Here is a 14,938-nt window from a genome sequence, read left to right as displayed (position 1 = left end):
TAAGTTGTTTATCAATTTTTGTTTCAAAAGTTCTCTTACCAGTTTGCGATAATCTCCAGCACCTCTCCAGGTTTGGTATCAACATCATAGAGAGCCAAGTTTGGTCTTTCTGCCACATTGTAAGAAGGCTGCTCCACATATTCAGTTGTGCGGTCTCTCTTGTAAGTGGTATTCATGGAATATACGAAGAACAAAGGATTAGGGTTATCCCCCAGTGCCTTAGTCATCTTTCGTGTTACACACTTGATAGGGGCTGACGCATGAAGACGGAGATTTCCACCGAGTGTAGAGCGAATCTTCGCAGAAACCAACTGATGGTCTTTCCATTTCATATCTTCTATGACAAATCCACCGATACAACGCAAACCCTTCACTTCTCCGTCCTTCCACTCATCAGGGATGGCTGGCAAAAGATTGACGAAACCATCATGGCTCTGCACCATCATCTCTGCGATACCAGCCGTACAACCGAAGTTTCCATCAATCTGGAATGGTGGGTGCGCATCGAAGAAGTTAGGATAAGTTCCACCACCTTGTCCTTTTATGATGGTATCAGGCACGTAGGTGAGTTGGTTCTTGATGAGTTTGTAGGCATGGTCACCATCCAAGGTTCTTGCCCATTGGCAAACCTTCCATCCCATGCTCCATCCTGTAGATGGGTCTCCACGCTGGGTAAGAGTAGTCTTTACTGCCTCAAAAGCCATAGGTGTACGGTATGGAGAGATAAGTGTTCCTGGATAGAATCCCCAAAGATGAGAGATATGACGATGGTGGTCACGAGGGTTGTCCCAGTCTTCAGCCCATTCTTGCATCTGTCCATACTGACCAATACGAATTGGCATAATCTGCGAGCGCAAGTTCTGCAAGGTATCAGAGAATGCCTTGTCCTTGCCAAGTATCTCAGAAGCTTTCATCGTAGCAGTGAAGAGATAAGTCACCAATTGGTTGTCCATCGCAATACCTGCATTGAAGTTGGCATTCTTGCCCATTGGTTTGTTCTCTGGAGAAACCGAAGGAGCCACCACCTTATAACCGTTTCTTGGGTCAGTGACGAGGAAGTCAACAAAGAACTCGGATGCACTCTTCAAATAAGGATAGACTTTCTTCAGGTAGCTGATGTCTCCATTGTAAAGGTAATGTCCCCACAAAGCCTGACAAAACCAAGCGTTCGACATAGGCCATCCACCACTATATGGATAATCTACGGCACCTGTCATACGCCAGAGGTCGGTATTGTGATGCACGACCCAACCACGACAACCGTACATATCCCATGCCGTCTTCTTGCCTTTCTCTGCCAGTTCACTTACCATCTTGACCAATGGTTCTTCTGTTTCTGGGAGATTGACAATATCGCATGGCCAATAGTTCATCTCTGTATTGATATTGATGGTATAACGGCAAAGCCAAGCTGGATTCAACTTTTCGTTCCAAATGCCTTGTAGGTTGGCTGGTTGCGTGCCAGGCTGAGAACAAGAAATTAGCAAATATCTACCAAACTGGAAGTAAAGTTCCACGAACTGGAGGTCATCGCTATTTTTGAATCTTCTCAAACGTTCATCGGTAGGAAGACTTGCATACTTATTCTCTCCCAAGTTCAGACTGACACGATCAAACTGCTCATGATATTTTGCAATATGCAGACTTTTTGCCTCATCATACGGACGTATATTCTTCATATAATTGGCTATACGCTGAGTTGGGTCTGCGGATATATCCTTGTAGTTTCTAAAATTAGTTGCCATAGCCAAGTAGATGACCACCTCATCGGCATTGCTAACCTGCAAGGCATCCCCTACACGTACCAATTTGCCACCATGGTTGACCACCTTGGCATTGACCAAGAAGTTTACCTTACCTGGCACCTTTGTCGCAGCATTTTGACTAGTTCCCTTCAAGGTTAAAACATTACCATCCTTCACTTCTTGCGTAGTCGCAACTTCCTCAGGATAAGACAGGGAAGCCTTAAAAGACAACTTACCTTTCTTGCTTGCAGTATATCTGACAATCAAGAGTTGGTCGGAGAGAGAAGTAAAAGCCTCTTCCTTGTACGCAACATTACCTATATTATATGTAACCGTAGAGAGGGCATTGGCTATATCCAGACTTCTACGAAAGTTAGTACACTTACGTTTTCCGCTAAAGTCTATGTGTAAGTTACCTGCTGGCTGATAAGCTGCGCCACGTCCATATTCCCTTGCAGACATCATATCGGTCTTAGCCAACTCCTCGGCATCCTTGTTTTTTCCAGCAAAGATAAGTTCACGAATCTTGCCAAGACTTTGCTTCATCTTGGCATTATAGTTGTCGTATGGAGAACCCTTGGAAATGGTTTCCTCATTGAGTTGAAATACCTCATGAATAGGATTACCATACACCATGGCACCAATGCGACCATTGCCTAATGGCAAGGCATCGTTCCAGTTGTTTGCTGGAGCATTATACCATAGCTCCAAGTCGTTTGCCATCAAAGGTGAAAACACCAAGAAAGCGCATACTGCTAATAATATTCTTCTCATGATTTTGTTTTATGATTTTGATTGTTTGTTCGTTTAAGCACTGCAAAAGTAGGATAAATACAAGTTTTTTGCGTGGAAAATAAAACAAAATAGATGGAATATTTTGCAGATAGCGAAAAAAGTAGTAAATTTGCCCTAAATTTAAAAAAGTACAAGCAATGAAGAAGATTTACCTAACCCTGCTATTACTCTGCTTCATGTTTTATTCTGGAGTAAACATTTTCGCACAAGCTATAGGGTCTAAGTTCTATCAAAAGACATTCGACCAGAGTAACGGTCTCCCCGAGAACACAGTGAGCTGCATTCTTCAAGACAAGTTTGGCTATATCTGGGTATCTACATGGGATGGGCTAGCCCGCTATGACGGCAACGAATTTACCCACTTCAAATCCACCACATCCGACAAGAGTTGTTTGCTACCAAGCAATAGAATCAATTGGATAACCGAAACATCCTACAGTGACATTTGGTGCATTGTCAACCAAAAGGTCTATCTGTTCCGTAGGAGCAGCCTCACATTTGAAGAGGTTTGTCCTAAGGAACAATTACGCCCTATCCGACATATTTGCCCACAAGACAATCACAAAAGTTGGTTGGTGGCACAAGATGGAACTGCATACGAAGTGGCAGATAATCATCCACAAAAGGTATTGCGAAAGTTCAAGGTCAACTTAGATGCCGAGAACACTGCCGTCTATAAGGCATCCACCGGGGATTTCTCTTTCTTTGCGGACACTCATGGCAACATCAAGTTTCGCAACCTATATACACTGGAAATCGGTTATGCAAAAAAGAATCCTCTTGTAAACTTGATATATGGCATCAGCAAATATCGCAACAACAGCGTATTGGTCAGCACAAACCATGGCGTTTATGTCTATGAGACACCGACCAAGTTCTATCCCCTTCCAGGATGGGAAAAACAATATATGAGGTATCTGTGCGTGGATAAACAAGGCAATATATGGATGGCAAACTATCCTGGTCTCACCGAACTTTGTCCCATCAAGGAGATTATCACACCTCATAAAATTGCCATTGAACAAAAAGATGAATTTATCAGAGCCTTATACCAAGACAAGCTTGGGAGGACATGGATAGCGGACAAGAACAATTTCATTCGAATTATCCGTGACAACAAAACCTTCTACTTGTCCTCGAATGGCACTTTGTCCGAAAGCCGCTCTGCTTTCGGCAGCAACATCTATTGCATATACGAAGACTATCTAGGAAACTTCTGGTTGGGTACCAAAAGAAATGGTCTATTCAAGCTTACCCCATCAGCAGGTAAGTTTGACATCACCCATTATCCTACTACCACCCAACAGTTTGGACTCAACTGTTCCTCCATTTATGCCATCACCGAAGATGCTCAACACAACCTCTGGCTTGGCACCCATGGTGGAGGTATCAACAAAGCAGTCTTCGACAAGCAAGGAAACGCCAAGTTTCTAAATGCGAAAAACACATTCAAGAACTATCCTGAAGGATGCGAAAAGGTAAGATGTTTCTACAGCATGAAAAATGGAGTCATGCTAGTGGGCACCACCAACGGACTCGTCTCTTTCTCCACAAAAGAAAAGAACCCCAAGTTTTTCCTCAATCAGGAAAAAGTCAAAGAAAATTCGATGATTGGTAATGATGTCATGCAGATTGCCGCCAACAAAAAAGGCGAAATCTACTTGGCAAACTTTGGCGGTGGTGTCAACATCATCACCAGCAAACAACTCCTAAGCAACGACCTTACCTTCAAACAAGTAAACACACTCAATGGCTTAGCCTCGGATGCCAGCTTAACCCTTGCCTTTGACAGCCAAGACAACCTTTGGACTATCAGCGAGATGGCGATTTCCAAATATAATCGCAACCATACTATCACCAATTTCTCCATCCGAGACTTTGGAGACAACTTTATCTTTTCAGAAGTACAACCTATCTGCATAGGCAAGCAAATACTAGTGGGAACCACACAGGGACTTTTGACTTTTTCCCTTGATAAACTCAAGAAGAGTTCCTTTTCCCCAGCAGTTGTCATCAACCATATCTTCGTGGAAGGAAAAGAAAGGTTGCAAGACTTCAACATCAAGCCGTCTTTGGTGTTGGAGAAAGACGAGCGTAACCTCATCATCAACTTCTCCACCTTGGACTTCAACCGAAGTGCCCCTATTCTATATAAATATAAGGTAGAGGGACTGGATGATGATTGGAAAGTTGTCAAAAACACTTCGCTCAACCTTGCCAATATCCCAGCAGGAAAATACACATTGGAAGTAACTTCCACCAATGGAGATGGTATGTGGAACTGTCCCATAAGGAAACTATCCATCGAGGTAAAGCCTAAGTTCAATGAAACACTCTTCGCCAAGGTATTATACTCTATCCTACTGATAGCCCTAGGTTTCTTCATCTATATCATCGCCACCTATATCTATAGGCTGCGTGCCCAGATAGAAGAAGTACAACTTGCAACCAACGAGAAAATCGAAAAGATTTCACAGAGAATACACGAGTTGATGGGCAACAAAGCCTCCTTGGAAGATTTACATACAGATGTCGCAGACAAGATTATTGACAAGCAACGAGAGTTTACAGACAAGCTCATGGAGTACATGAACCAGAACATAGAGCGTTCCGAACTTCAGGTAGGTGACATTGCCGCCCACATGGGAATGAGCAAGACCTTGCTATACACCAAGACCAAGGAAGCCCTCAACTGCACCCCACTCACTCTCATCAATGACCTTCGTATCAAACGAGCCGTCAAACTGTTAGAATCTGGCAATAATGTATCTTCAGTAGCTTATTCTTGCGGTTTTTCCGATCCACATTACTTTAGTAGATGCTTCAAGAAAGCCATGGGATGCTCACCATCAGAATATAATAACAAGAACGAGGAATAATATAAAAAAAAGGTGTGCCATAATCACTATGACACACCTTACTCTTTACCAATCTAACCTAACTACTAATTATTTTTTACTAAACCTAAAACTTAATGTATCTCTGATAACAATTCTTTTCTATACTTCTTGGTAACCACCTTGCCTTTTACCTCAAATTCACCTACAAGCCTAATGTCGTTTGAAGCGGCACCCACCTTAATCTGGTATTTACCAGGGGCAATATTCCAAAGTTTCTTGCTGTAGTACGCCAACTGGTCCATGAATATCTTTCCACGAACCGTCTTCGTCTCATTAGGCAGGAGCGTAACACGCTTGAATCCCTTCAACTGGATTGGCTTCAAATTTGGGTTATCCACAGGAGAGATATAGACCTGAGTAATTTCCGTTCCTTCCCTCTTTCCGATATTTTGCAAGTCGAAAGTGAACTCCACTGCATCATCCTTGGTAGAAACCACAGGGGTCGCAATCTTCAAGCCATCATACTTGTACTTCGTATAAGACAAGCCGTAACCGAAAGGATAAGCCACCAGAGAATCCTGAGATGAACCATAATTATAGCAAATAGGTTGTTCCGTCTCCACAGTTGGGAAGCTGATGGACAACTTAGCCGAAGGGCTTGCCTTTCCATAAAGAATGTCGGCAATGGCATTTCCGCCCTCTTCCCCTGGATACCAAGCATGCATGATAGCAGCACAACCAGTAGCAATGTCATTGATAATCATCGGGCGACCACCAAACATAATCAACACAACAGGCTTACCTGTGGCAATGAGAGCCTTGACAAACTTCTCTTGGTCGCCCGGCAACTTGATACCTGTTCTCAAACGAGCCTCACCACAGAGAGCTGGATTCTCGCCCATGGCAGCTACAATGACATCGCTCTTCTTTGCCAAATCGATAGCTGCATCCCAATTGGTACTGTCTGCGGATTCCACCATCATAGCCGTAAGACGAGAGGTACGAGGATCGACATCACCCGAAGACTTGATGGTTGCCTCACCTGGCAAAGCCCACTCACAGCCTCTTTGATAACTTACCGTAGTAGAAGCAGGCTTGTTGTTCTTCAAACCATCTAGCAAAGTCACCATATTTGGATTCTTGCCATCCTGCTTCTTGCCATGCCAGAATGCCATCATGGAAGGATAAGCATAATCGCCCACCAAGCTCCAAAAAGAATTGGCATTAGGACCAACAACAGCAATATTGATACCCTCTGGCAATGGCAACAAAAGATTGTTTTTCAAGAGAACGACCGATTCACTTGCCGATTGATAAGCCACCTTGCGAGCCTCAGCATTATCCAATACCAAATGCCCAGTCTCATAAAGTTTGGCATTGTCACCAATCATACCCAATCTTACCTTGAGAGTTAAGGCACGTTTTACAGCCTCCTCTACCCTTTTCTCCTTGACGAGACCTTTCTTCATCGCCTCCATCAACCAAGGATAACACTTGCCATTGCTAAACTCCAAGTCGGTACCAGCATTCATAGCCATTGCACCACTTTTGAGTTCCTTTTCATGTTGGTCACCTTGACGAAAAACTCGTCCGATAGCCCCATAGTCACTAACAGTTATACCATCAAAGGCTGTGCGATTGCGAAGATAGTCTCCTATTATCTTGGAACTTGCCACCACAGGCACCTTCTCAAAGCTATGATAGCCTGTCATCACACACTTGTTGTTGGCCATTCGGCTGATAGCCTCATGAGGGAAGAGGATTTCCTCGGTCAATTCCTTATCGCTCAACTCCGAGCCACCACCATAGCCCAAGAAGTGCTTGCTGCAAGCAGCCACACCCTTGGTCATGTCCTGACCTTGCAAACCTCTAACAAAGCCAACGCCCATGCAACCCGAAAGATAACCATCCTCTCCATATCCTTCTTCCAAACGATTGAAGGTTGCTGTACGAATCACATCTACCATTGGTGAAAGAGCCATTGTAGCACCTATCTTGCGCATTTGGATGCGAGTCTGACGAGATTTTTCTATCATCAAGTCCATGTCCCAGCTACAGCCCATGCCAATCTGCTGAGGGAAAACGGTTGCACCCTTTGCGGCAAATCCCTCAATAGCCTCCTCATGACAGATGGCAGGCACACCTGCCTTTGTGTTGGCTTTCAACCATGCTTGCAAGTCAGCGACAAAATCACGAAGTTTATCCGGCTCATTGTCCAAGGCACAAGCAAACTGGCAAACATGTCCAATACCGTATGGTATCACTTCTTTACATTTCTCTGGGGAAAGTTTTCCTTTTTTATCAGTCAATCTTCCTGGGGTCACACCATACAACTGAGCTATTCGTTCCTCCCAACTCATCTGTTGGTAGATACGATTCACGATTTGCAAAGTTTGCTTGTCTTGAAATGGTTGATAGACATATCCATCAGCCATTGGTTGTGCTAAGATATGGGATGGGGCAAAAAGCCCCAGTCCCATCATTATTGCAACTACTATTTTCGTTTTCTTCATCATTTACCATTTTTATCATTAATACCAACGAGGGTCACCAGCCTTCTCCAATCCACCGAAGCTGACACCACCCTTAATGTGGAAGTCACCATCGGCAGGAGCAACGAAGAAATCTTCAGAAGAATAAGGAACTTCCTCGATATTCAAGAACGGAGTCTTAGTGCTCACCTTCATATCATTGGTCTTATAACAGCTATTGAAGTCCAATATATCGTAGTTCTTACTACCAGCATTAAACTCATTGCCATTGTTTGCACCAGCAAAGATGGTATTGGTAATAGAAACGGCCTCAGGATTTGCATCGAAGCGGAACAAGCCCTTACCACCGCCAGTGCTATAGAAAGTACACTTGTCGATGACGATAGACTGCCACCCAGCATTAATCTGCAAGAACCAGTCGCTACCCATATTGACCAAAGTTGAATTGGTGAGAGAGAAGAGACCAACACTCTTCTGTGCACTCTTTGGCGTGTTGATGAAACCATAACCACCAGTAGCGATACTCTCCAAGATACAGTTATTCACCTTAATCTTCTCAATTTCCAAGTTTGCAGTATTGAAACGAACGAAGCTACGGTTGATGTTTCTGATACGACATCCATCAAACTCCAAGCTATTGAAGCAATTGGTTCCCTTGATGTCGAAGAGATAGTTAGCACTATTCTTACGAGCATTCAAGTCGATGTTCTGGAATGTTAAACTTGACACCTCGCTCTGCAAGTTGAACTGAGGGATAAACAACTCAGGCATGTCCGCCTTATCAGTTGCATTTCCAGCGATATAGAGATCTGAGATTCCTGTAGGAATGGTCAACTTGCCAATTTCGTATGTTCCAGAAGGGAAGATGAGCGTAAGGGCAGAAGTTCCCTCGGCAGCAAACTGAGCAAGAATCTTGTTGACATCATCCTCTGGCTGAACGGTATATTCCTTACCATCCTTCATACCCAATGTCTTGAATTTCTTGGTTCCTCGCTTGGCATCGTCATTATAAATGACAGCCGTATATTGTGTACCACTTGCCAAACCCTCGATGAGAGCCTTGCCTGCAGCCATCTCCTCATCAGTAATTTGGCGTGTCACGACTGCATCGTCAGCTGCACCCACCTCAGAATAGATGATATGAGTAACCTTTGCCCCAGGAGTCCACTGTAACATAACTGTGTTGACTGTTGCCTCGCAATCCGTGAAGATTTGCTCATCAGGAGTCGTAAACTTATCAGCCAAGTAACCAGACTCCGTACCATCTGCACTGACAGCCTTCATTCTGACATTGTAATCAGTAGAACCTTTCAAGTCATCAAAGAGGGTACGATAGGTTGTCTTTACCATATCCGTAGCCTCTGCAAAAGCCGTCAAGGTATCTGCCAAGATGGTAACAGATTTCTTAACTTCTGTAAACTCTTCGTCCCCCTCACTAAACTCAAACACATATTGAGTAGCTTTAGGTACGTATGAGTAAGTGATAGACACAGAATTGGCTGTAGTCTTGCCCACCTCAAAAGTTAGTGGACGGAACAAACGATTACAGCTTGCATCTACCCCCCAATCGTTAGCATCATTACAAGATGACACAAACATCATCGTGAAGAGGCTCAACAATATAAAATATTTCTTTTTCATTGTCTTTTCCTTTAAGTGATTAATAACCATAAGAGTTAGACAGATATCCATGAGACTCAGTCAAGTCCTCATACTTGATGGCAAAGAAGTGGCGATAGTTGCACTTGCCATTACCTGCCTTTTTGGTAAGGAAGGAAGATTCCACTTCGCTACCCCATGCCAAGTTTGGATAAAAAGAGCTGTAGTCGTAACGTGCTCTCAAGCCTGTGGCATTGAGCAACACTTTCACACAGTTACTTACCAATGTGGTGCGAACCTTATTATCTGGTGCAACATCAGGATTCTCACGAGCTGAAGCTGTAGGGAACCAAGCCACTGCTGTATATTTACTAGGATCAGGATTTTTGGCAACATGCTCGTAGAAGTTGGCACTGCTCAAATCCAAGAACTTAGTATTGGCGCCAGTCTGATACTTGACATATACGGTATCAGGGAATTCCTCTGGCTGATAAGTCTTGTCGAAAATCTTGACTGGCTGAGTACCATCAAGCATCAAGCAAAGGCTCTTCTTCATGTCCTCTATCTTACTATCTAAGAGCCCCCAACGGATAAGGTCGAACTTGCGAACACCCTCGCAACCGAACTCCCAAGCTCGTTCGTTGACAATTGCATTGAAGAAGTCTTGGTCATACTCCTTCACCTTGAGAGAACCAGTACCAAAAGCTCTTTCTCTTACTTTCTCTAGAGCTTGGCGAGGACTCATCTTTGCCGTCTCATTCACGGCATCAACATTTTCACCCAAGCCATTGGCTGCCTCAGCAAACATCAAGAGCACGTCAGGATAACGCATCATAATCCAGTTGATACCTGTTGGAATACGAGAGTTGGCGGTGTACCACAAAGACTTGAAGTCATCAGATGTCCAGAAGAAGTTCCACTTGCCAGAAGGGATGCCCATCATGCTATTGCCCAACTCTTCTTGCTCCACACTTTGCTTATTCAACTTGTAAGAAGGCAAGCTGCACTCATAGTCACGACGTGTATCAGCAGGATCAAAAGAATAGAAATAATAGCCTGTAGTTGTTACATAGTTACCACCAAAGCCACGACCATTCTTATTGACAGTTGGAGTACCAGCCACATTATAGCCCATCAAAGAACCGATGTCGCCGCTCTGTCCCATACCAAAAGCTATCTCAAAGAGATTTTCATTGTACTTATTGTAGTCAAGATGGCAAACGGTCTTCCAGATGTCACCATAGTCAGGGTCCAACTGATGAGGGTTGCTTGGGTCGCCAATCATCTTGGCACAAGCATCTTCTGCTATCTGATAGTATTCTTTCCAATTCTTAGGTCTGCCTACGTAATAGCCGTTTTCCTCAGCCATTCCATCATCGCCTGTACTCTGGTATTTCTCCACATTAGAAGCATCGAAAGTATTACCGTCTCTTACCGACCAACCACCTGCATGCAAGGCAACTCTTGCCAACAAACCGTAGGCATAGCCCTTGGTTACACGCTCACAGTTATAGTCAGTACTCTCACCGAGCCAAGGAAGATACTCCACTGCCTCTTGCAAATTCTTAATCAAATCGGCATAGATGAGGTCTCTATCTATCTTCTTCATATAGACATTCGACAAGTCTGACTTAGAAGATGTGTCCTTGTAAGGAATATCACCCCAACGACGTACCAACTCAAAGTAAGCCAAAGAGCGCAACACCAAAGCCTCTCCCAGATATTGTTTCATTTCCTTGGAGGTAGAAGGGGCAGACAACAAGGAAGAGTTTCGGATACCCTCAACCGCAGTACTTGCCAACTCACCCATTTTGAAGAGAGACTTCCAAGGAGTGGTCTTGTTATATACATCATCGTAGAAGTTGGATGCGCCCTTGTCACCACTGGTACTATAGTCTGTATCAGAGAAGCCTGTAGGAATCTCTATATCTGAGCAACCTTGCCAGTTGACAGGTATTTTCTGACCGAAAGCGTAAGAGTCGAGCATCTGAGAATAGATACCTATCACAGCCGACTTTGTCATTCCGATGTTTTCATATACCACATCGTTGCCTTGCTGCGAAGGAGACTCAGTGTCTAGGAAGTCGCTGCATGACCACAAAGGAAGCGTAGCCAATGCCACAGCGCATATCTTAATTGCAAAATATCTTTTTTTCATGACCTTTCAAATTCTAAAATGTTACGTTCATTCCAATAATATAAGTACGAGACTTTGGATAAGCCGAGCAGTCGATACCAGGACACAAGTTGTTGGTAGAAGTACTTACCTCTGGGTCCTGACCGCTATAGCCTGTGATACAGAACAGGTTGTAACCTGTCGCATAGAATCTCACATTTCCAAGTCCTATCTTGCTAGTCACCAACTTAGGCAAGGTATAGCCCAAGGTCAATGTACCCAAACGCAAGAACGAACCATCCTCCACAGCCCAATCCGTAACGATGGTAGAACCAATCAATGGAGACCAGATTGAGGCATTCTTGTTGATTTCCTGCAAACGCTCAGGGTTGGCATATCTACCATTGAAGATATTCTGACCTGTCTCTGGGTCGATGATGGTAAATCGTTTGCCTAAAGCAACCTCTGTACTCACGTTCTGATAACGCTTGCCACCTGCATAGGTCGTATAATCTATCTTGTTGGCATTGAGCACATCATTACCTACAGAGAAGTTGAACATGGCAGCCAAATCGAATCCCTTCCAAGAAGTCTCCAAGCCAAAACCGCCCGTAAACTTAGGCAAAGCATGACCGATAACAGTTCTATCCTCATCTGGGTTGATTTCAGTTCCGTCACCACTAAGTTTCTTCAACTTCATGAAACCAGGACCGAAGTAAGAACTCTTGGTCAAGACCTTAGACGCATCTACCACTCCAGGATTCAACTCCCAACCTTGTTTGGTTGCATTATAGGTAAAGTCATCGAAAGAATACATGCCATCCGTCTTATAACCCCAAATCAAGCCAATCTCTTGTCCTTCAAATACACGGTAATCATCGGCACCAACTTCACCACTTCTACCTGAGCTGACTATCATCTCGTTACCTTGACCCCCATAGAGTTTATCTACTCTATTCTTATTAAAGGAGATATTGAAGTTAGCACCTAAATAGAAATCTTTTCTATCTACGATAATGCCCTTTACATTCGCCTCAAAACCTTTATTGGTTGTCTGACCGAGATTTTGATACTGCTTGTCATAACCTGAGTTGGATGGGAGGTCAACTGCCATAATCAAATTCTTGGTCTTATTGTTATATACATCGAGTGAAACATCCAAACGACCATTGAAGAGGTTGATGTCAAGACCTGCATTGGCAGAGTAAGTTGTTTCCCAAGTCAAGTTCTCATTACGCAAGACTGTACTTGTCTGAAGAGAACTCAATGGTTTCTCATTCTGATAATACAAATTCTTGGTAAGAGCTTGGTAAGTCTGACGCCAATAAGACTTGACACGAGCATTACCTGTGGCACCATAGCTCAAACGCAACTTTAAGTTGGACAACCATTCCTTCGTACCTTTCATGAACTTCTCCTCTGAGATACGCCAGGCACCTGCCACAGCAGGGAAGAAGCCCCACTTGTTGCCTGGAGAGAATACGTTGGTTCCATCCTCACGAGCTGTAAGGGTCAGATAATATCGATTGTCGAAGATATAGTTGACACGTCCGAAGTAAGAAGCAGTACGGCTTGGTTCATTGATGGTGGTATAAGTAGGTTGTGCCGTACCATCGTTCCACATGGCAAGTACATTGTCTGCCGTATAGTCGATAGGAAAATAATCTGACTTGATGTCCATGTTGTCGCTCTGCGAATGAACCATCTCGGCACCAGCCTGAGCGTTCAAACGATGTTTCTTCAAGAAACGAGTATCGTATGACAAGACTGCACGCAAGGTATAGTTATTGCCATCGGTATAAGTGCGCTTACCTACTGGCTGACCACCCTTCTGGGCTGCCTCACCTGTATTCTTCAGGTAAATGTCATCAAACTTAGTATGTGAGAATCCGTATGCGCCCTCACCTCTCAAAGACAAGCCCTTGATGATACGCCATGTAAGCGAACCTTGATAGACATTGTTGAAACGACGCTGCTTGCGATATTCATTGGCGATATTGTAGAATGGGTCGTTCAAACTACTCAAGTTTTCCGTAACGTCATCCTCACCCAAGTCCTCACGTCCAAGACTAGACAAAGTTTTCACTGGCGAATACTTCACACAATCACGAAGTTTCTTGCCATTGGAAACACTAGCACCATCTATGATGGTATTGGTCATCTTCACATTGAAATCAAGGGTCAAGTTCTGACGAATATCCTTGGATAACTTCAAGTTGAGATTGTCACGTCTAAACTTAGAGGTCTTCATGATGTAGCTTTCATCATCATGTGTATAGCTGATGCTATAGCGCATATCCTTCGTACCACCTGTCATGCCCAAGTTATAACTCTGCTTGACACCAGTACGAGAGAAAAGTTTCTTCTGCCAGTTGGTACCTTCCTGTGACTTATAGATGTCGATGTCTTCCCATCTTCCATACTTGCCAAACCAACCAGCATTATCAGATGGATCTAATTCTCGCTGATAATATACAAATTCGTATGGAGACAAAACATCGGTCTCGCCATAGAGTTTATTAAAACCTACGGAAGCATTGAAAGTGACCTTCACCTTACCTTCCTTACCACTCTTAGTCGTAACAAGGATAACACCATTAGCACCCTTGGAACCATAGATAGCAGTAGAGGCAGCATCCTTCAAGACATCGATGCTCTCTATATCTCCTGGAGGGACATCATCCAAGCTGCTCACCTGAAAACCATCTACTATATAAAGAGGTGAATTGTCCTGAGTGATAGAGCCACCACCACGTACACGAATATTGACTGCGGCATCAGGAGAACCTTCTGTTGTGACAACAGACACACCTGCCAAACGACCTGTCAAGGCAGAAGCTGCGGATGTCGTAGGTATCTTACCCAAGGTTCGAGAATCAACAGATGCAACAGAACCAGTCAAGTCCTTACGCTTGGCAGTACCATAACCGATAACCACAACCTCATTCATTTGGTTGGAATCATCCTGCAAAACCACACTAACCTCAGTCTTTCCCTTCAAGTTCACCTTTTTATTTTTCATACCAACGTATGACACCATCAAAGGGCTTGAATTGTTGTTCAATTTGATAGTAAACTTACCATCAAGATCAGAAACTGTGGCATTATTGGTATTACCTTCTTTTATGGTAGCACCGATAACGGGTTCACCACTGGAGTCAACCACAGTTCCAGTAATGACATCTTGTGCAAAAGCTCCGCAAGGACTTAATGCCAAGAATGACGCAAAGAGTAGTTTGTCTATTCGTCTTACTTTCATTGTTTATTGCTTTAAGTTATTAATGTTGTCAATTGATGGCGCAAAAGTAATAACTAAAAACGATACATATAGTAAAAATAAGCACTTTTTAT

The 14,938-nt window shown here is 43.7% G+C and carries 6 protein-coding genes; 1 reads left to right on the top strand and 5 read right to left on the bottom strand.

Features of this window, described 5'->3' with window-relative positions:
* Window positions 1-35: 35 nt before the first annotated feature.
* A complete protein-coding gene (locus tag ACWJAO_RS07020; protein ID WP_449139735.1) occupies window positions 36-2,519 on the bottom strand; it encodes a glycoside hydrolase family 95 protein in 2,484 nt (827 codons plus the stop codon).
* Window positions 2,520-2,677: 158 nt separating this feature from the next.
* On the opposite strand from ACWJAO_RS07020, the gene ACWJAO_RS07015 reads away from it, so the two are divergent.
* Complete coding sequence (locus ACWJAO_RS07015; RefSeq protein ID WP_449139734.1) at window positions 2,678-5,419, top strand: two-component regulator propeller domain-containing protein; 2,742 nt, start codon at window positions 2,678-2,680, stop codon at window positions 5,417-5,419.
* 92 nt (window positions 5,420-5,511) lie between these two features.
* On the opposite strand, the gene ACWJAO_RS07010 is transcribed toward ACWJAO_RS07015, so the two are convergent.
* The 4 genes from ACWJAO_RS07010 to ACWJAO_RS06995 are packed head-to-tail and all read right to left on the bottom strand — an operon-like array spanning window position 5,512 to window position 14,846.
* Window positions 5,512-7,896 carry a glycoside hydrolase family 3 N-terminal domain-containing protein gene (locus tag ACWJAO_RS07010; protein WP_449139733.1) on the bottom strand — a complete coding sequence of 795 codons (2,385 nt, stop codon included), beginning with the start codon at window positions 7,894-7,896 and terminating at the stop codon, window positions 5,512-5,514.
* Window positions 7,897-7,911: 15 nt separating this feature from the next.
* Window positions 7,912-9,513 (bottom strand): DUF5123 domain-containing protein, encoded by a 1,602-nt coding sequence (locus ACWJAO_RS07005; protein WP_449139732.1) that lies wholly within the window; start codon window positions 9,511-9,513, stop codon window positions 7,912-7,914.
* A gap of 19 nt (window positions 9,514-9,532) precedes the next feature.
* Window positions 9,533-11,629, bottom strand: coding sequence for a RagB/SusD family nutrient uptake outer membrane protein (locus ACWJAO_RS07000; RefSeq protein WP_449139731.1), 2,097 nt, complete (start codon window positions 11,627-11,629; stop codon window positions 9,533-9,535).
* Window positions 11,630-11,642: 13 nt separating this feature from the next.
* Window positions 11,643-14,846, bottom strand: a complete 3,204-nt coding sequence (locus tag ACWJAO_RS06995; protein WP_449139730.1) for a SusC/RagA family TonB-linked outer membrane protein — start codon at window positions 14,844-14,846, stop codon at window positions 11,643-11,645.
* Window positions 14,847-14,938: the final 92 nt, after the last annotated feature.

The organism is Segatella sp. (assembly GCF_977051555.1).
Note: the sequence above shows the minus strand (reverse complement) of the source record. Positions and strands in the feature narration are given on the sequence as shown.